An 18,989-nucleotide genomic window follows, 5' to 3' on the forward strand; every position below is an offset into this window, starting at 1 on the left:
CCGTGCCCCGGCGCTCGTCTCAAAAGCCCCGCGCCGCCGTCACGGGGCTCGCATAGCGCATCAAAACTCGCATTTCCGGGGCATGAGCACCGGAGATGCGAGACTTGTTCTGCCGCACCGAAGAGGGTCTCCGCTGTCTTCGAGCGCACCTCGCAATGCGGACCGCTCCTTGCCCCGTCTGCAACTGGCCTGTTCGCCGGGTTTCCATTTGCCCGCGCTTTCTTGGTGACTCATTTCCCGGGCCGGCATCAAGTTTGAAACATAGAGAGCCGCAATATTAGAATGCGGTAATCGTCTGGTTCGTTCCCTCGCTCAAAGGTGCTCACATGCAGGATCCCATTGCTCACTCCGACAGCACGGTCGGGCGAGTCGAGGTCAAGGAAACCACCTGCTACATGTGTGCATGTCGATGCGGCATTCGGGTCCACATGCGCGACGGCGAGGTCCGGTATATCGACGGCAATCCCAATCATCCCCTGAACAAAGGGGTGATCTGCGCCAAGGGCAGCTCCGGGATCATGAAGCAGTACTCGCCGGGGCGTATCACCAAGCCGCTGCGCCGGAAGGCAGGGGCGGAGCGGGGCACCTCCGCGTTCGAGACGATCTCTTGGGACGAAGCCTTCGAGATGCTCGAGGAGCGCCTCGGTCGCCTGCGTTCGGAAGATCCTAAGAAGTTCGCCCTCTTCACCGGTCGCGATCAGATGCAGGCCCTCACCGGCCTCTTCGCCAAGCAGTTCGGCACACCGAACTATGCCGCACACGGCGGATTCTGCTCGGTCAATATGGCCGCGGGCATGATCTATACCATCGGCGGCTCCTTCTGGGAGTTCGGCGGTCCCGACCTGGATCGCGCCAAGCTCTTCGTGATGATCGGTACGGCCGAGGATCACCATTCCAACCCGCTGAAGATTGCCATCTCCGAGTTCAAACGTCGCGGCGGTCGTTTCATCTCGATCAACCCGATTCGCACAGGCTACTCGGCCATCGCAGACGAGTGGGTGCCGATCAAGCCCGGCACCGACGGCGCGCTGCTGATGGCCATCTCGCATGAGATCCTCAAGCAGGGTTTGTTCGATCGCGATTTTCTGGTGCGCTACACGAACTCGGCCGAGCTGGTCATCGACGATCCGGCGCGCGACGATCACGGTCTCTTTTATCGTGCCGAGATGCATGTGGAAGAAGGCTGCTTCGATCCGGAGAACAAGCTCTGGTGGGACCGCAACATCGACGGCCCCATCAGCACCCACACCCCGGGTGCCGACCCGCGCCTGATGGGGAGCTACAAGCTCGACATGGACGAGGGGATCCCGGTCAAACCGGCCTTCCAACTCCTCAAGGAGCGACTGGAATCCTGTACGCCCGAGTGGGCTGCCGAGATCACCGGTATTCCGGCCGAGACCATCCGGCGCCTTGCGCACGAGATGGGCGTCACGGCGCGCGATCAGAAGATCGAGCTGCCGATCCCTTGGACGGATTGCTGGGACAACGAGCATCAGTCCGTGACCGGCAATCCGGTGGCCTTTCACGCCATGCGCGGCATGGCCGCCCACTCGAACGGTTTCCAGACCATCCGCGCGCTCGGCGTGCTCATGACCCTGCTCGGCACCATCGACAGGCCCGGCGGTTTCCGTCATAAGGCGCCTTTTCCGCGCCCGATTCCGCCCTGTGCCAAGCCGCCGCACGGGCCCGAGGCCGTCCAGCCCAACACGCCGCTCGACGGCATGCCGCTCGGTTGGCCCGCCAAGCCCGAGGATCTGTTCGTCGACGCCGACGGGGGGCCGGTGCGTATCGACAAGGCCTTCTCCTGGGAGTATCCGCTCTCGGTCCACGGCCTGATGCACAACGTCATCACCAACGCCTGGCGCGGCGACCCCTATCCGATCGACACCCTGTTCCTCTTCATGGCCAACATGGCGTGGAACTCCTCCATGAACACCGGCGAGACGCGCAAGATGCTGGTGGACAAGGATGTCGAGGGGAAATACAAGATCCCCTTCATTGTCGTTTGCGATACCTTCTCCTCCGAGACCGTCGCCTTCGCCGATCTGGTGCTGCCCGATACCAGCTATCTGGAGCGGCACGATGCCCTCTCGATGCTCGATCGCCCGATCTCCGAGTTCGACGGCCCGGTGGATGCCGTGCGCATCCCGGTGCTTCCGCCGAAAGGCGAGTGCAAGCCCTTCCAGGATGTGCTGATCGAGCTGGGATCGCGCCTGAAGCTCCCGGCCTTCGTCACCGCCGAGGGCGAGCGCAAGTTCCGCGACTATCCCGATTTCATCGTCAACTACGAGACCTCACCCGGCTCGGGCATCGGCTTCCTGGCCGGCTGGCGCGGCAAGGACGGCGATCAAGTGCTCAAGGGCGAGCCCAACCCGAAGCAGTGGGAGATGTATGCCAAGAACGGCTGCGTCTTCCATCATGAGCTGCCGCCCAGCTACCAGTACATGCGCAATTGGAACAAGGGCTATCTGCACTGGGCGCGTGCCCATGGCATGGTTCGCTATGCCGAGCCCATCACCATCCATCTCTATTCCGAGGTCCTGCAAAAGTTCCGACTGGCCGCGCAGGGCAAGTGGCCCGGACGCCAACCGCCGGACCGATTGCGCGAGCGCGTCGAGACCTATTTCGACCCCTTGCCTTTCTTCCATCGCCCCTTGGAAGATCAATTGGTGGATACCGTACGCTATCCGTTGAACGCTTTGACCCAGCGTCCGATGGCCATGTATCACAGCTGGGACAGTCAAAACGCCTGGCTGCGTCAGATCCACAGCCACAACTATCTCTTCGTCAATCCGCTCGTCGGCAGGAAGCACGGTTTCACCGACGGTGACTGGATCTGGGTCGAGTCCACGCTGAGCAAGGTGCGCTGCATGTGTCGCTTCTCCGAGGCGGTCGAGCCCGGCACGGTCTGGACCTGGAACGCGATCGGCAAGGCCAACGGTGCCTGGGGTTTGGGGAGCAACGCGGACGAATCGCGCAAGGGGTTCCTGCTGAACCACCTGATCGCCGAGGAGTTGCCGCCCAGCGAGGCAGGAGAGCATCTCTCCAACTCGGATCCGGTGACGGGCCAGGCCGCTTGGTTCGATGTTCGGGTGCGGGTCTACAAGGCCGGTCCGGACGAGCCGCGAGTATCCTCGCCCCAGTTCGATGCCATGCCGCGACTGCCCGGGCAGGAGAAGCAGCGAGGCAAGTGGCAGGCCTACATGGCCGGCGTGTTCGGGAAGAAGTAGCTTCGGTCCTCAGCGGTCGGTTCCGAGCCCGGCGATGAAAACCCATCGCGGGCCCTCGAGCCGACGTCCGATCTCGCGGCTGACGGCCGACAACGGAGAGATTTACACATGACTCAACTCGCCCTGGTCATCGACCTGAACGTGTGCGTCGGTTGCCATGCCTGCGTGACGTCCTGCAAGGAGTGGAACACCTCCGGTTGGGCAGGCCCGATGGTGGACCAGAACCCCTATGACGGCAGTCCGACGGGAACCTTCTTCAATCGGGTGCAGACCTTCGAGGTCGGTGTCTTCCCGAATACCGAGACGGTCCATTTTCCGAAGAGCTGCCTGCACTGTGAGGAGCCGCCTTGCGTCCCGGTCTGCCCGACAGGCGCCTCGCACAAACGGGCCGACAACGGCATCGTGCTGGTCGATTACGACAAGTGCATCGGCTGCAAATATTGTGCGTGGGCATGCCCCTACGGTGCGCGCGAGCTCGACGAGCAGCAGAAGGTCATGAAGAAATGTACCCTCTGTATCGATCGCATCACGGACGCGACCCTCTCCGATCGCGACCGTCAGCCGGCGTGTGTGTTGGCCTGCCCGACCAGTGCACGGCTCTACGGCGATGTCCATGATCCCGACTCCGAGGTCTCGGTGGCGATTCGCGAGCGGGGTGGTTACCAGTTGATGCCGGAGTGGGGCACGAAGCCCGCCAATCACTATCTGCCGCGTCAGAAGAATCGGATGTACATCAGTCCGGACGAGCTGACGCGCGTCGATAACCCGTTGCGCAAAGAGGATCTCACTACCTATACGGGTGAGGAGACCTTGGACGACGTGGCCTGGTAGGGATGTCCGCGGATCGAAGGTCGCGACACGGATTGCGCGCTGCGACACCCGTCTTCGATCTTCGGCCCCACCCGGATCAATCCGACTCGCCGACACGACCTTCGTTACAGGACAAAGGGATCCACCCATGCACCCCGCATTTTCCGTCATCTTTCTGACCACGCTGCTCGGTGCAGGTCAGGGCCTGTTTCTGGCCATGTTTACCGGTCAACTCTATGCGATCGCCCGGTTTCTGCCGGTGCAGGAAGACCAGTTCTATGCGCTCGGAAGCCTGATTGCACTCCTCTTGCTCGTGATCGGCCTCGGCGCCTCCTTCTTTCACCTCGGCCGTCCCGAGCGGGCTTGGCGGTCGGCCGCAATGTGGCGAACCTCGTGGTTGTCGCGCGAGGTCATCATCCTTCCGGTCCTGATGGCCCTGGTGTTTGCCTACAGCGTGGCGCATCTCATGCACTGGACGACGCCTTGGTTCAGCATCGCCGAGGTGCTCGGCGTCGATGCGACCCTGCTCTTGGGTCTACTCGGGACGATCGCCTCTTTCGCGCTCTTCGTCTCCACCGCCATGATCTATGCGAGCGTCAAGTTTCTCGAGGAATGGCACTCGGCCTTCACCGTCTTCAATTTCACCTTCTTGGGCCTGGCCTCCGGCTTCACGTTGGCCGCCGCCTACTCGGCCTACATCGGCAATCCCTTAGTGTCCTTCTTCGGCACCTGGGCCGTGGTGCTGACCTTGGCGGCACTGCTCTCGCGCGGTGCCCATCTCATGCGCAACGCCCGGCTCAAGCACAAGAGCACGGTTCAGACCGCCATCGGTGTGCGCCACACCGCCGTGGTCCAGAAGGCGCAGGGCGCGATGGGCGGCAGCTTCAACACACGAGAGTTCTTCCACGGGCGCAGTCCCGAGACCGTTCGACTCGTGCGCAACACCTTCCTCGTCCTGGTCTTCCCGATTCCGATCCTCTTGATCGTCGCCGCCTACTTGATCGAATCGACGACCCTCCCCGTCCTCGCCTTCGTGATCCAGTACCTCGGTCTCATCGCCGAGCGCTGGTACTTCTTCGCCGAGGCCAAGCATCCGCAGAACCTCTACTACCAGAGCATCTCCTGACCGGCGAGTCGCTTCGCCGCGGCGATGCGCCGCGGCACCTTAGAACCAGCGTTTGATCCGGAAAAACACCAGCATGCCCACGGCCAGGATCAGCATCAGACCCAAGAGCGCGAAATACCCCCAGTGCCACTTGAGCTCCGGCATGTACTCGAAGTTCATGCCGTAGAGACCGGCCAGGAAGGTCAGCGGAATGAAGATGGTCGCCATGACGGTCAAGACCTTCACCACCTCGTTCGTGCGATAGCTGATGCCTGACAGATAGAGATCGAGCATCACCGAGATGATGTCGCGAAAGGTCTCGACCGTTTCGACCACTTGGACGGTGTGGTCGTAGACATCCCGCAGGAAAACCCTCGTGGTCTCACCGACCAGTTTCGAATCCCCGCGCTGCAGGCCGCTGATCACCTCGCGCAACGGCCAGACCGACTTGCGGAGCTGAATCATCTCGCGCTTGAAGTGATGGATCGACTCCAGAGTGTCGGAGCCCGGGGTGACGAACAGCGCTTGCTCGAGATCTTCGATGTCGTCGCCGATACTCTCCAGTGTGGTGAAGTAGCGGTCGACCACGACATCGATCAGCGCATAGGCCAGATAATCCGTCCCCATCGCACGGCCACGAACCTTGCCGCTCCTCAATCGCTCGCGAACGCCGGCGAAGATCGGGTCGCTCGTCTCTTGGAACGAGAGCACGAATCTCGGTCCCAGAATCAGACTCACCTGCTCGACCCGGAATCCGCCCTCCTTGTCGTAGAAGGGAATCTTCAGCACCAGAAACAGGTAGTCGCCGTAGTCCTCCAATTTCGGCCGATGGTCGCTGTTGAGGATATCTTCGAGAACCAACGGATGAAGGCCGAAGCATGCCCCGATCGTCTCGATGTGTCCGACGGCATGGATTCCGTTGATGTTGATCCAGGAGACGGCCCGCCCCTTATCGAATCCGCAACAGCGCTCGACCTCGCGGATGCCGAACGTGACCTCCGAAAAGTGCTCTGCATCATAGGTGACGACATCGAACGTGATGGGCTCTTGGCTCGGCTCTCCCATATGCACCAGGGTTCCGGGTGGTGCCCCGATCTTGCGATGCGGACGCTTTCTGAGCAGCTTCTTGCGGGCCATCAGGCGACTCCTCGTGTGGCGGATCCCGAGGATAGGGCAGGGAGTCGATCTCGGTACAGTCTGTCGTCGTTCGAATACGTGCGCTCGTAGCGCAGTCTTCGCTCCAGAGACCTTTCTGCAACATCCGCGTTCGCGCGCCCAAGCGCCCGGCCGCCTCAAAAAGCACTCTTCATCGCGACCGAAAGCCGCTCGGAGTCCTTGGCGATCGCCGCTGACCACCCGTAACCCGTGAATTCCACACACTTTCCATCTGTCTTGCGCACGTGTCTCGGCGGCGGCGGAGGTCTAACCTGGTTCCCGAGGGCAAATAGATCGAGCACAGGCGGGTTTTTCGTCGCATTGCGCACCGCACACGTCGGGACGACGTTGCACCGGCTCGCCGCAGAGGCCGCTACGGCTCGTCGGTTCGCCTTGTCCAGATACGCGCGGGATGCACCCTGCTTTCCGAAAAACCCAAGTGCGCTCGGTAGACCTCGCCACCCCCCGGATCATCGGGGATATCAGAAGACGCTTTCAGCGGAGACCACCATCATGACCATGCCACTCGTCGCCATTCTCGTCGCCGCCACCACCGGTATTGCCGCGACCGTCGCTGTCTTCGACAGCAGGGTCGAATCCCGCGAGGCTGTCTCTACCGTGGCTGCGTCGGCCGGTTCGACGGAGGGTTGGACCAGACGTGGGGTGAGGCCGGACGGTACGGCCCGGCATCCCGAGACCGCCGGGACATCGAACGAGGGACCGAGACGGGGTATGCGCGGCAGCCCCGAGAGCACTCAAGGTATCCCTGTCGCCGTCTCCGGCGATTGGACCCGGCGCGGGACGAGAAGCGTGCCGTCGAGCTGATTCAACGGATCGGACCGCTGCACCGCCCCGGATGTCTTGCTTTTGCGGTGGCAGCGCTTGACGAGGTGGGCGGGGAAGGATGTCCCGTACTCTCGGGTCCTGAGGGAGATCCCCCGACGGATCGGTCCGAAAGGACCTATGATGAACCGCCATAGACACCTAAATCGCGTCTGGCGCGTCGCTCAAAGGTGGATGCGAGGCCGGATCAACCCGAGAACATACCCTATTGCGCCGGACGCGATTTAACCCCCGAAGACGTAGCTCACCGAAAGGGACAGCACGTCGACGTGGCTGTCCGTTTCCCCGCGAACCTCCACGCTGCTCTCCAGCGGGGTTCCGGCATAGAAGGGCAGTGTCAGATCGATGTCCGCGCGCGCGAATCGACCGTACGCATAGCCGACATCCAGTCGAAGTTGCTTCGAGACGCTGTAGCTTGCACCGACCCCGAACCACAGCAGATCGCTGTCCGGAATGCTAGTGTTGCGCAATGCATTGGTGGTCGGAGATTCGTCATACTGGATGCCCCCGCGCAGCGTCCAGCGCGGGTCGAGTGCGTACTCGGCTGCCAGGCCGACCGTGTAGGTGTTCTCGAAGCCTTGGGGACGGACCAGATCGGGACTGCCACTCGCAAACCGTACCCGAATCTCGTCGAACGCATCCCAGCCGAACCACTGCACCTCGCCCATCAGTGTCAAGCGCGAGGTCACGGCTTGCGTGACGCTGAGTGTCAGAATGTCGGGCAGGTCGAGGCCGGTTCGAGTGTCGCTGCGTCCATTGGCCGCGGCCAAGGGCCCCCGCAGGCCGGAGACCTCGGCGCTTCCCTTCAGCGTATGGTCCATGCCGGATCGATAGTGCAACCCGACACGGGTTTGCTCGCTCGGCTGATAGAGCAGGCCGATGTTGAATCCGGTGCCCCATCCGTCACCGGTCAGCTTGGAACGACCGTCCGAGCCGGGGGTCGGCCCGCCGGGGTTGAACGGATCCGGCAGTGCACTGATCAACTGCGCATCCGCATACTGAATGTCGATGCCGCCACCGATCGACCAGGCGTCGTTGATCCGATAGGCGAGCGTCGGGGCGATGTCGAGGGTCTTGATGCTGTTGTTGTAGGAATCGTATCGGCCGAACCATTCCGGGCCGTAGTCCAGCTCGAGCCCGAACGGGGAGGTAACGGCAAGTCCGATCCAGATCCTGCCGTCCATGAGCGGCGTACCGAGAAAGAGATTGGGGACGGGAATCCAGCCGTCCCCGTGGCCCCGACTTCCGGCGTAGAGAACCTCTTGTCCTGCGCTGCCGGGCGTGCCGGCCAGCGAGCCGCGATTGTCGACGGCGATGTCGGCATTGATCGCATCCACGCCGATCTCGACGAAGGTGTCCCCGAGTCGGGTCATACCCGCCGGGTTGTAAAAAAGGGTGCTGCCGTCGCGAGCCGCCGAGGCGAGGCCGACATTCGCCGAACCGGTCGCAGTGGCGCCCTTCATCGGGACATAGATCCCGCCGGCCAGTGCGCTCGAGGGCAGGTTTGTCAGGTGTGCCGCGGCGAAAAGCAATACAGCCGGGGGGAACCGGCGTCGAAGACAAGGATCGGTGATGGGCATGAGGCTGATCCTGCGGTAGGGATTGGACGGCGCGGGCGCCATCATAGCGACTCTCGCCCATGCTCGTCGCCCGCGGACATCCGTGGCTCGCCGTCGACGAAGACACGCATGTCGTCCGCTTGGGCGTCCTATTCCATTGAACGATGAAGGTTATCCGGGCTCGCGATGGCGTTCTGTGGTGGCTAGAATGCCATGAGGTCGACCTCAACTGTTTGCGGTTTTCGCTTCGTTTGGAGGCAACGATGCTTTGTTGGAGACCCTTAGGGACGCATCCGGTGTCTGCGACCGTTGTGACATGGAACCCATGCGCATGATGTCGTCGGATGCGGCGAAGGTGCCCTTTCCCGAAGTCTCGAAAGCGCCCTTCGTCTTGCCGCCCGGCGCCTCGCCCGGCGTCGTCGCGGATCAGATCGTCGCCTGCTTTCGGGTGGTCGGGGAGCTTGAACGACCCGCGACCGAGGTTTTCGAGGCCGTCAGAGTAAGGCTGGGGTGCGATCAATTCGACCCCATGGTCGCGGCCGGCGCGTGCATTGCCGGCGAGATCGACGGCGGGGCTGCAGAGCAGGCGCGCAACGCGTATCACAACAGCCAGCATATCTGCGAGGTCGTCCTTTGCAGCCTGTTTCTCGGTCAGCAGGCAGGTCTCTCGAGCGAGCGTTTGATGCGGGTCGTGGTCGCCGCGCTCGTGCATGACTTTCGTCATGACGGCACCACCAACGCCGACGAGTCCTTCCGGTTGGAACGGTTGGCGGTTGCCGCGGCCGGACCCTATCTTGAGCAAGCGCGTGTCGCGCCCGAGGAGATCGAGCGCATCGCCGCGCTTGTCCTCGCCACCGAGGTGAGGGCGGGCGTGCCCTATGCGCGTCGCTGTTTTCGCTTTCTCCATCAAGCGGGCCCGCCTCCCGATGCCCCACCGGACGAGGCGGGCGAGGCGAGTCTCTTGCGACGCCTTACGGGCGACCCGGATCTGGCGATGGAAGCGGTGGTGCTTGCGGAGGCCGATCTGCTGCCGTCGGTCGCCTTGACCGACGACTACGGCATGTTGTGTCAACAGCGCCTCGTCCAAGAGAATGGGGGGGGCATTGTCGGCCCGGCGGAGAAGCTGGCCTTTCTTGATCAACAATCCGGGGGGTTCTTGGTCTCCGGCTTCTTCGAGCCGAATTTCAATCGCCTGCGGCAATCCATCGTCGTGGCACTGACGGGCCGAATGCGGGAAAGAGCGATGATGAACCAGGAAACACGCGACATTCTGTTGGACATTCCGCTGTTTGCGGAGCTTGGCATCGATCGCATCGGTGACCTGATCGATCAGGCCGCAATGCGTACCTACCGCGCCAATACGGTGGTCATGCAGAAGGGCGACGAGGCCAGCGCCCTCTACGTCTTGCTCTCGGGCCGCGTCAAGGTCTTCTCGGCCGACGACAACGGCAAGGAGATCGTGCTCAACGAGCTCGGTCCCGGGGACTATCTCGGCGAGCTCGCCTTGATTGAGGATTCTACGCGATCGGCATCCGTGATGACCGTCACGCCGTCGCGTTTCCTGGTCATTCCTAAGGCGGCCTTCCAGGCGTTCCTGATCTCGCGACCGAACGTGGCGTTGCATTTGATCGGCGCGCTCGCCGCACGGGTGCGCAAGCTGACCGAGGAGGTCGAGCGCCTCGCGCTGCGCGACGTCTACAGCCGGCTTGCGGATACGCTCCAGGCGCGCGCCGTCGAGGAGGACGGTCGCCTCATCACCGATTCGCTCACGCAGCGCGATCTCGCCGCACTCGTCGGCGCCTCCCGAGAGATGATCAGCCGAATCCTCAAGGATCTGAAGGCCGGCGGCTACATTGCGCTCGAAGGCAAGCGCGTCGTCATCCACCGCAAACTGCCGGAGCGCTGGTGAACGCAAGAGACCCTGTCGAGCCGGCGCTGTCTTCGAAACAGGCCTCCCTGAGTCGCTGTTGGCGAGACACTCCGCGCCACGATGCGCTCGACGGCATCCTCGATGGAGGCTCGTATCCCGGCGAGCCCTGAATCCTGCGCACCGGAATCGGGCGAGCACGACCATGATTCGGCAAAACGACACCGGGGGATGAAATGATCGACGCAATCCGTGATTATGGATTTCTGTACTGGGAGCGCTTTCTTCGCAGCCGGCTCTTCATGGTCCTGCTGCGGCCCGTCATCATTACCCTCATTACGCTCAACTCCATCGTGACCCGCCGGCGCATGAGCCATGAGAACGGGCTCGTGGTTCGGGGGCAGGCGAGGATTCTCGGCGATGTGGATCTGCCGCCCAACGGCTTCTTCACGCCGGGTAAGGTGTTCCCATGCCGGCTTCGGCATGCCTCCGTAAGCTTCCTCGACGATGCGGCTCTGGTGGTGCGCGGCGCCTCGGTGAAGTTCGCGGACGAGGCCGTCGACAGTCCGTTCGACATGCTGATGAACAACGGCAACAGCACGCCGTTCTGGAACATGGATACCTTTCTCCAGTTTACGCTCGCGCGTATTCGCGGAGGACGTGCCCATTTGATCGATTATTTCAAGCGCAATCCGCGCTGCTACATGAACGTGCGCGATGCCTTGCGTCGCGATCCATCGAGCTTTGCAAACCTCCATTATTATTCGCAGATCCCCCTGCGCTTCATCGCCGAAGACGCCGTCGTGCGCTATGCGAAATTTCGACTGATCCCGTGGGACGAGATTCCGGAGCGCGACGGGATCCCGGACGAGGCCGATCTACACACGCCGTGGTTTCAGCAGGCGAAGCCGAACGAGCGGCGAGGGCGCAATTACCTCAAGGACGAGTACCGAAGGCGTCTCGACAAGCAACACGTGCGCTACCGGTTCCAGATCCAGCTTCTGGACTGGCGCGATTCGGATGATCGGGACTACGAGCTGTCCTCGCTCTATCCCTGGAATGAAGACGACTGTCCCTGGCGGGATCTCGCCGAGGTGACCATCACCGAAGCGCTCGACGACGCCGAGGGCAATGAATGCCTGTTCAGCCTGCGTCACCTGCCGCAGTCGGTGTTGCAGACGATCCCTGCCCGGAACTTCAGAGACGGGCCGTCCATCGACTATCTGCGCTTGGCCGGGTGGTGGCCGCGACGTGCGCGGGTCTTGATGTATCGACTGCGCGGCCAGCCGCCGCGGATCCCCGACGAGCGCAGCGAGCCTGCCGAGGCCTACGCCGACGAGACCGTCTCGCCCGTCGTCTCCGACGATGTCTACAGGCGGCCCTGTCTGCCGCAACACGACACGCCCGAGCGCCTTGAAGAGCGCAGGGAGCAGCTCGAGAAGGCGCGCGGCATCTATCAATTTCTGCACGGCTTTATCCAGGTCGAGCCGACCGGCGTTCGGCCCCCGTGGGATCCGCCGCCCTGGTATCGACGGGTCTTCAAGATCTACGAGCCCGAGCCCGAGGATCGCAAAACCGTCCCGGTTCCGCTGCCGCCTTTCGTGCGCGAGCTGCCTTTAGCCGAGCGCTACAGCCGCTATATCCAAGGCCGTATCTACCGGATCGTCGGGGTCTCCTACCTGGCCTTGGCATTGAGTCGGATCGAGAACTGGCTCGCCAAAAAGAAGGGTCTCGACATCTATCGTTTTCTGCTCTGGGGCTTTCGCGACAAGCCGCCGACCATGGATCGTTGGCGCGATGATGCCGAGTTTGCCCGCCAACGGGTGGCGGGGGTCAATCCGCGCATGATTCGCCTCTTCGACGAGATCCCCGCCAACTTTCCGGTCACCGATGCGGCCCTGGACGGCCTGCTCGATCCGGGCGAGACACTCGCCTCGGCGATGAAGAAGAAGCAGCTTTATTGGTGCAACTACGCAATACTCGAAGGGATCTCGGTTAAGCCCGGACGGCATCTTGCCCATCCCATCGCCCTGTTCTACGTGAACGGCGAGAGACGATTGATGCCCGTTGCCATCCAGCTCTTCCAGCGTCCCGAGGCAGGTCCGATCTTCACCCCCAAAGACGATCCGGGGCTTTGGCTGGCGGTGAAGACCTTCACGCAATCCGCCGACGCCCAGGTCCACGAGGTGGTGGAGCATCTTCTGAGTACGCACCTGATCGTCGAGCTCTTCAAGGTCGCCATGCGTCGGACCCTTCCCGATGCGCATCCCGTCAACAAACTCTTGGCGCCCCATCTGGCCTACACCATGGCGGTGAATACCTCGGCGCGCACCCAACTGCTGGCGCCGGGTGGCCCCATCGATTCCACCATGGCCGTCGGTTCGAAAGGGGCCTTCGAGCTGATGGCGCGGGCCTGGCGGGATCACCCGATCTTGGACGCGCAGGATGTCCCGCTCGATCTGAAGGCGCGCGGAGTGGACGATGTCGAGGCATTGCCCGACTATCCTTGGCGCGACGATGCCCTTAAACTCTGGGGGGTCGTCCAGCGTTATGTCGCGGCCATGGTCGAGCACTTCTATGCGAGCGACGACGATGTCGCAGAGGATGACGAGTTGCAGGCCTTCCACGCCGAGATTCGCGATCCGCGGGGCGGGGGCGTCCGGGGCATTCCGGGCGGCGAAGTGGGTTTCCGGACCCGCGACGAGCTGAGCGGGTTTCTGACCCGGATCATCTACACGGCCTCGGCCGGCCATGCGGCGGTGAACAACGGCCAGTACGATTGTTTCGGCTTTATTCCGAACGTCCCGGGCGCGCTCTATCGACCGCCGCCGCGGGAGAAGGATGTGAGCTGGAGCGAGCGGGACCTCGAACGTGCGCTACCCGATTTGCGCACCGCATCCACTCAGATCCTCATGGTCCGGCTGTTGTCGCGTCGGACCGAGATGCCGATCGGGCGGTATGCTCCGGCCTTTTTCGCCGGAACCCAGTCGGTGCTGCCGATCGTTACCCGTTTTCGGCGCGACTTGCATGCGTTGAGCCTGGAGATCGAGAGGCGCAATCGCGGTCGCGATGTTCCTTACACCTACCTGGATCCGAAACAGGTCCCTCAAAGTATCGTGACATGATCCAGCCGGCCATCCTCGCACGAGCGGCTTCACCGACATTGCTGGATCCGATTCGCCGTGGCCAAACCTTCACCGTCTATCGAGGCCGTCTCGCCGACGGCCAATCGGTCATCTGCAAGACGGTGAGCGGGCGGCGTTGGACCCCGGACGCCATCGCCCGACTGGAGAACGAGTACGCCATCACGCGTGGACTGACCCACCCCGGTCAGATCGCGGCGCGTGCCCTGATCAGGACCGATCAGGGGCCCATGCTGGTGTCCGACGATCTGGGCGATCGTTCTCTGGATACGGTCACGACCTTGCCGCTGCCGCCCGAGACGGTCCTGCGCATCGCTGTGGAGCTCGCGCGGATCTTGGCCGACCTTCACCAGGTCCAAGGTATCGTCCATCGCGATATCAAGCCGTCGAACCTGATCGTCGACGAAGGCTTCAGCAGGGTCAGGCTCATCGACTATTGTCTGGCCATTCGGGCCGCCGACCTCGCCGAGGAGCCGGCCGGTGCCTTCGCGGCGAAGGGTACGCTGGCCTACATGGCGCCCGAGCAGTCCGGCCGCATGAACCGTCAGGTCGATTGGCGTGCCGACCTTTACGCCTTCGGCATCCTGCTCTACGAGCTGCTGACCGGGCGGGTACCCTTCGCGGACCCGGATCCCGCGACCCTGATCCACCGGCATTTGACCGAGATCCCGCCGGCTCCGCACGATCTTTGCGACGCCATCCCGACCGCGTTGTCCGACGCGGTGATGAGGCTGATCCGCAAGAACCCGGAAGATCGGTTCCAGACGGCGACGGACTTCATCAACGCCGTCGAGCGGCCGGGCGATCGTGGCGCTCCGATGCCCAGCATGCTGCGGATCCCGGATCGCCTCTACGGCCGCGAGGCGATGATCGACCGGTTGACCGGTCTCATGGCGGTCGATGGCCGGCGCGGCGGCAGACTGTTGCGCATCGCGGGCCAGTCGGGCATCGGAAAGTCTGCGCTGGTCGAGCGGCTGGTGGCGCCGATCGTCGCCCACGGCGGTCATTTCATCCAAGGCAAGTTCGATCAGACCGAGCGGGCCCGTCCCTACGCCCCCTTCGTCCAGGCCTTCAACGCACTCTTGCGCAGTCTTCTGGCGGGGACGACCGAGCAGGTCGATGCCTGGCGCGCCCATCTGCTCGATGCGCTCAGCCCCAATGCTCGGGTGGTGCTCGACCTCCTGCCCGGATACGAGGCCTTGCTCGGCCCTCAGCCGCCTGTGGCCAAGTTGGGTCTGAACGAGGCTCAGATCCGCATGTCTCTGGTGTTTCGCCGGTTCGTGGGCGCGTTGGCGCGTTCGGAATCGCCGCTGGTGATCTTCATCGACGACCTGCAGTGGTCCGACAGCGCCTCCCGCGCGTTGATCGAGCTGCTTCTGACGGACACCGAGATCGGCTACCTGACGATCCTGACCGCCTATCGAGACAACGAGATCGGGGCTGGGCACCCTGTGGCCGGGCTGTTCGCGACGCTGGAGGAGAAGCTCGGGCTTCCACCCGTCATCGAGGTGGGACCGCTCGGGCATGCGGCGGTGTCCGAGCTCTTGGCCGACGCCTTGGGGCACCCGGCAGCCGAGGTGGAGGGTCTGGCGGCGCGCGTGGTCGCCAAGACCGGCGGCAACCCGTTCTTCGTGCAGCAGTTCCTGAGGGCGCTTCAGCGCAAACGGCTGCTCCTCTACGATGCGGCGACCGGGCGTTGGCAGTGGGATCTCGCTGCGGTGGACTTGGAGCAGATCACCGACAATGTCGCCGATCTGGTCATCGAACGGATTCTGGAGCTGCCGGCGCCGACCCGTGAGATGGTCCAGATCGCGGCCTGTCACGGCAATCTGTTCGAGACCGAGATCCTGGCCCTGGCCGCCGAGCACGATCCGATCGAGATCGTGCGGCTGCTCGCCCCGGCACTCGAGGCCGATATCCTCCTCCGCGTCGACGACGAGGCCGGCGATCGGGTATTCCCCCGCCGCTATCGTTTCCAGCACGACCGAGTCCAGCAGGCGGCTCACGATCTGTTGTCGCAGGACCTGCGCGAGCAGATCCACGCCCGTATCGGTGCCTTGCTGCTCGAGAAGATCCCGGACCCCGCAGCGGTCGGGCGTCTGACCGAGATCACGGACCATCTGATCGCGGGGCAGCGCCGGCTCGACCCGGACGAGCGCCGGCGTCTGCGCGATTTAGCCCTGCAGGCGGCGCGCTTGACCAAGTCGGCCCTCGCCTACGACGCAGCCGTTCACTATCTGGATGTCGCCGATGCCATGCTGGGCGAGGACGCCTGGCGGCGCGAGCCCGATCTGGCGTTCGAGATCGCGCTTGAAAAGGCGCAGGCGGCCTATCTGCAGGACCGCACCGACCTCGCCGAGGAGATCGCCGACGGTCTGCTCGGGCGCGGCCGGCCGGCGCTGGATCAGGTCCGGGTGCTGGGGCTGATGGTCTTGCTGCATACCTCCCGGATGGCCTACGGCAGGGCGCTCGATGTGGGCCTGCGTGCACTGGCGCTGCTCGGCGAGAAGCTGCCCCGTCGGGTGCATTTGCTTCGGGTCGTCGCCGAGCTGGCGAGCGCCAAGACGCGTCTCGCCGGACGCACCACCCGCGACCTGGCGGAGCTGCCGCGCATGCAGGACCCGCGCAAGCTCGCCGCCATGCAGATCATGGTCCTACTGGCGCCGCCGGCCTATTTCAGCGCGCCGAATCTGCTGCCCCTGATCGCACTGCGCATGGTCCAAATGTCCGTTCGGTACGGCAATGCGCCTGAGTCCGCCTACGCCTACGTCCTCTACGGCATGCTGCATTGCGCCGTTCTCGCGGATCCCGTGCGCGGTCTGGCCTACGGTGATCTGGCACGGCAGCTCGTCGTCGACCTGGACGCACGCGATCTCGAAGGCCGCATTCTCATGATCTATGCGGGCTTCATCCAACACTGGTCTGCCCCCTTGGTCGAGACACTGCCGATCTTCCTGGAAGGGGCCGAAAAGGCAATCAGCGCGGGTGATCTCGAGCATCATGGATACCATCACTACGGACACGCATCCTACGCCTTCATGGGCGGGCTGCCGCTGGCGAAGGTGTCCGATTATCTCAAGAGTCACCAGGCCGCCGAGGGCGATGCGCGTCACGAAAAGACTCGACGTATCATGCGGATGGCGGGCTTCAGTATTGCGCGCATGCGGGGGCTGGAGGACGCGGCGTACCTGGCCGAAGGCGAGCGGGAGAGCGAAGACGAGAGCTTTGCCGTCTGGACCGAGCAGCGCGATGCCACCTCGCTCGCCTATTTCCACAAGTATCGGATGCTCGATGCCCTCATGCGCGACGACTTTCGGGAGGTGCTCGCACGGGCGCGCGGGATGGAGGAGAATCTGAACGGCATCGTCTCCATGGCGTTCGAGCCCTTTTACCAGTTTTACGAGGCCCTGGCCCTGATCGAGCTGGGCGCGACCGACGGGGTTGCACGCTCGGTCATGCGGCGTTCCCGGGCGTGGCGACTCACGCGGCGGCTGGAGCGTTGGGCCCGCCATGCCCCCGAGAACTTTGCCCATCGTGCACTGATGCTGCGGGCCGAGCTGGCCGCGGCCGGTGGTCGATCGGCCCGCGCCATGGAGCTCTTCGACGCCGCCGTGACGGCCGCCCGGCGGGCCGGTGCCCTTCAGGATGTCGGTTTGTTCCTGGAGCGGGCGGCCCGCTTCTATCTCGGGCGCGGAGCCCGGACGGCGGCGGCGGGTTATCTCTCCGACGCCGTCGATGCCTTCGATGTCTGGGGGGCGAATGCCTGGTCGAAGGTGCTGGCCGAGCGCTACGCCGATCTGGTGCAGCCGCGCAACAGCGGGATGGCCGACGTGACCGAGACGGGTACGAGCAGCAGCGGCCACGGGCAGATCGTCGACAGTGCGACCCTGATCCGCGCCGCCGCGGCACTGGCCCGCAAGGTCTCGCTCAAGGACGTGGTCACCGAGGTTATGCGCGCCATGGTGATCAATGCCGGTGCGACCCGCGGCGTTCTGCTGCTCGATGTCGACAACCGGTTACAGGTCGCGGCCGTCGGCGATGCCAAGGGCGATGTGCAAGTCTTGACCGACGGCTCGGCCGTCGAGCTGCATGGGATCCCTAACGGGTTGGTGAGCTTTGTGCGCCGCGCTTGTGAGCGTGTCGTGATGGACGACGCCTGCGCGGATCCGACCTTTCGATCCGATCCGCATATCCGGGCGCATTCGGCCTTGTCGATTCTCTGCGTTCCGCTCTTGTCCAAGGGCGACGTCGTGGGGATGGTTTATCTCGAGAATGCCGGCGTGCGCGGGGCCTTCTCCGCGGATCGGTGCATCACGGTGGAGACCTTGGGGGCACAAGCGGCCGTCTCGATCGAGAACGCCCGTCTCTACGACTCGCTGCGCAGCTCGCTGGAGCGCCAGGCCGAGCTGACCTTCGCCCACGCTCGCTTCGTCCCGCACCAGTTCCTCGAAACCCTGGGTCGTCCGTCCATCGGGGACATCAAGCTCGGCGACCACGTCCTGACCAAGGCATCGATTCTATTCTCGGATATCCGCGGCTTCACCTCGCTCGTCGAGGGCATGGCACCGGAAGACGCCATCGATTTCATCAACACCTATCTCGCCCGGATGGAGCCGGCGGTGCTGGCCGAGGGCGGATTCATCGATAATTATGTCGGCGATGCCATTATGGCCGTGTTCGACCGCGGCGCCGATGCGTCCGTGCGCGCCGGTATCGCCATGCTGCGCAGTCTCGGGGAATGGACACGGCCCCGCGAGCTGCACGGCCAGTCACCGATCCGTATCGGTGTGGGCATTGCCACGGGAGAGATGATCTTCGGCACTATCGGCGCTGCCAACCGCCTCAAATGCGGTGTGGTCGGCGACACTGTCAACCTGGCTGCCCGTATCGAGGGATTGACCAAGCATTACGGCCTGGGCCTGTTGATCGGGGGGAATACCTACGCTTCGCTCGACGACCCGGAGTGTTACCTGATTCGGGAGATCGATCTCGTCACCGTGGCCGGTCGAGAGGCCCCGGTGCGACTTTACGAGGTCTTCGATGCGGATCCCGAGACCCTGCGCGATCAGAAGCTACGAGCCCGAGACGCCTTGTCGGAAGGGCTGCGCCTCTATCGGGCAGGCGACGACGATCACGCCGCGCGGACCTTCAGACTCTGTCGAGACCTTGCGCCGGATGATCCTCTGCCCGTGCTTTTGGCCAAGCGCTGCGGGCGTATCCGCGACCGCGTGTCCGCCGCGGCATGGGACGGGATCGAAAGGATCGGGCTGAAATAGC

At 63.6% G+C, this 18,989-nt stretch carries 9 protein-coding genes; 7 read left to right on the top strand and 2 right to left on the bottom strand.

What is annotated here, in order from left to right:
• Window positions 1-326: 326 nt before the first annotated feature.
• The 3 genes from soeA (at window position 327) to soeC (ending at window position 5,166) form a co-directional block, all read left to right on the top strand.
• Window positions 327-3,230 (top strand): sulfite dehydrogenase subunit SoeA, encoded by a 2,904-nt coding sequence (gene soeA, locus LT988_RS17910; protein ID WP_232406886.1) that lies wholly within the window; start codon window positions 327-329, stop codon window positions 3,228-3,230.
• 108 nt (window positions 3,231-3,338) lie between these two features.
• On the top strand, window positions 3,339-4,061 hold the full coding sequence (gene soeB / locus LT988_RS17915) for a sulfite dehydrogenase subunit SoeB (RefSeq protein WP_232406887.1): 723 nt from the start codon (window positions 3,339-3,341) through the stop codon (window positions 4,059-4,061).
• Window positions 4,062-4,188: 127 nt separating this feature from the next.
• Window positions 4,189-5,166 carry a sulfite dehydrogenase subunit SoeC gene (soeC, locus tag LT988_RS17920; RefSeq protein WP_232406888.1) on the top strand — a complete coding sequence of 326 codons (978 nt, stop codon included), beginning with the start codon at window positions 4,189-4,191 and terminating at the stop codon, window positions 5,164-5,166.
• Window positions 5,167-5,205: 39 nt separating this feature from the next.
• Here the strand turns inward: soeC and corA are convergent, their stop codons facing one another.
• A complete protein-coding gene (gene corA / locus LT988_RS17925; RefSeq protein ID WP_232406889.1) occupies window positions 5,206-6,282 on the bottom strand; it encodes a magnesium/cobalt transporter CorA in 1,077 nt (358 codons plus the stop codon).
• Between the two features lie 531 nt (window positions 6,283-6,813).
• On the opposite strand from corA, the gene LT988_RS17930 reads away from it, so the two are divergent.
• Complete coding sequence (locus LT988_RS17930; RefSeq protein ID WP_232406890.1) at window positions 6,814-7,125, top strand: hypothetical protein; 312 nt, start codon at window positions 6,814-6,816, stop codon at window positions 7,123-7,125.
• Between the two features lie 242 nt (window positions 7,126-7,367).
• Here the strand turns inward: LT988_RS17930 and LT988_RS17935 are convergent, their stop codons facing one another.
• Window positions 7,368-8,723 carry an OmpP1/FadL family transporter gene (locus tag LT988_RS17935; RefSeq protein ID WP_232406891.1) on the bottom strand — a complete coding sequence of 452 codons (1,356 nt, stop codon included), beginning with the start codon at window positions 8,721-8,723 and terminating at the stop codon, window positions 7,368-7,370.
• Between the two features lie 295 nt (window positions 8,724-9,018).
• Between LT988_RS17935 and LT988_RS17940 the strand changes: the two genes are divergently transcribed.
• From LT988_RS17940 to LT988_RS17950, 3 genes are all read left to right on the top strand, one after another.
• Window positions 9,019-10,611, top strand: coding sequence for a Crp/Fnr family transcriptional regulator (locus tag LT988_RS17940; RefSeq protein ID WP_232406892.1), 1,593 nt, complete (start codon window positions 9,019-9,021; stop codon window positions 10,609-10,611).
• Window positions 10,612-10,805: 194 nt separating this feature from the next.
• Window positions 10,806-13,694 (top strand): lipoxygenase family protein, encoded by a 2,889-nt coding sequence (locus LT988_RS17945; protein ID WP_232406893.1) that lies wholly within the window; start codon window positions 10,806-10,808, stop codon window positions 13,692-13,694.
• On the top strand, window positions 13,691-18,988 hold the full coding sequence (locus LT988_RS17950) for an AAA family ATPase (RefSeq protein ID WP_232406894.1): 5,298 nt from the start codon (window positions 13,691-13,693) through the stop codon (window positions 18,986-18,988). The genes LT988_RS17945 and LT988_RS17950 overlap by 4 nt, the downstream gene beginning before the upstream one ends.
• The last annotated feature ends 1 nt before the right edge of the window (window position 18,989 follow it).

Source organism: Thiocapsa bogorovii, from assembly GCF_021228795.1.
In the GTDB taxonomy this organism is placed as follows: Bacteria; Pseudomonadota; Gammaproteobacteria; order Chromatiales; family Chromatiaceae; genus Thiocapsa; species Thiocapsa bogorovii.

Bases quoted from the DNA above. Each gene is read 5' to 3' on its own strand.
- LT988_RS17935 (WP_232406891.1), bottom strand. From the start codon at position 8,723: ATGCCCATCACCGATCCTTGTCTTCGACGCCGGTTCCCCCCGGCTGTA.
- soeA (WP_232406886.1), top strand. From the start codon at position 327: ATGCAGGATCCCATTGCTCACTCCGACAGCACGGTCGGGCGAGTCGAG.
- LT988_RS17945 (WP_232406893.1), top strand. From the start codon at position 10,806: ATGATCGACGCAATCCGTGATTATGGATTTCTGTACTGGGAGCGCTTT.
- corA (WP_232406889.1), bottom strand. From the start codon at position 6,282: ATGGCCCGCAAGAAGCTGCTCAGAAAGCGTCCGCATCGCAAGATCGGG.
- LT988_RS17940 (WP_232406892.1), top strand. From the start codon at position 9,019: ATGGAACCCATGCGCATGATGTCGTCGGATGCGGCGAAGGTGCCCTTT.
- soeB (WP_232406887.1), top strand. From the start codon at position 3,339: ATGACTCAACTCGCCCTGGTCATCGACCTGAACGTGTGCGTCGGTTGC.
- LT988_RS17930 (WP_232406890.1), top strand. From the start codon at position 6,814: ATGACCATGCCACTCGTCGCCATTCTCGTCGCCGCCACCACCGGTATT.
- LT988_RS17950 (WP_232406894.1), top strand. From the start codon at position 13,691: ATGATCCAGCCGGCCATCCTCGCACGAGCGGCTTCACCGACATTGCTG.
- soeC (WP_232406888.1), top strand. From the start codon at position 4,189: ATGCACCCCGCATTTTCCGTCATCTTTCTGACCACGCTGCTCGGTGCA.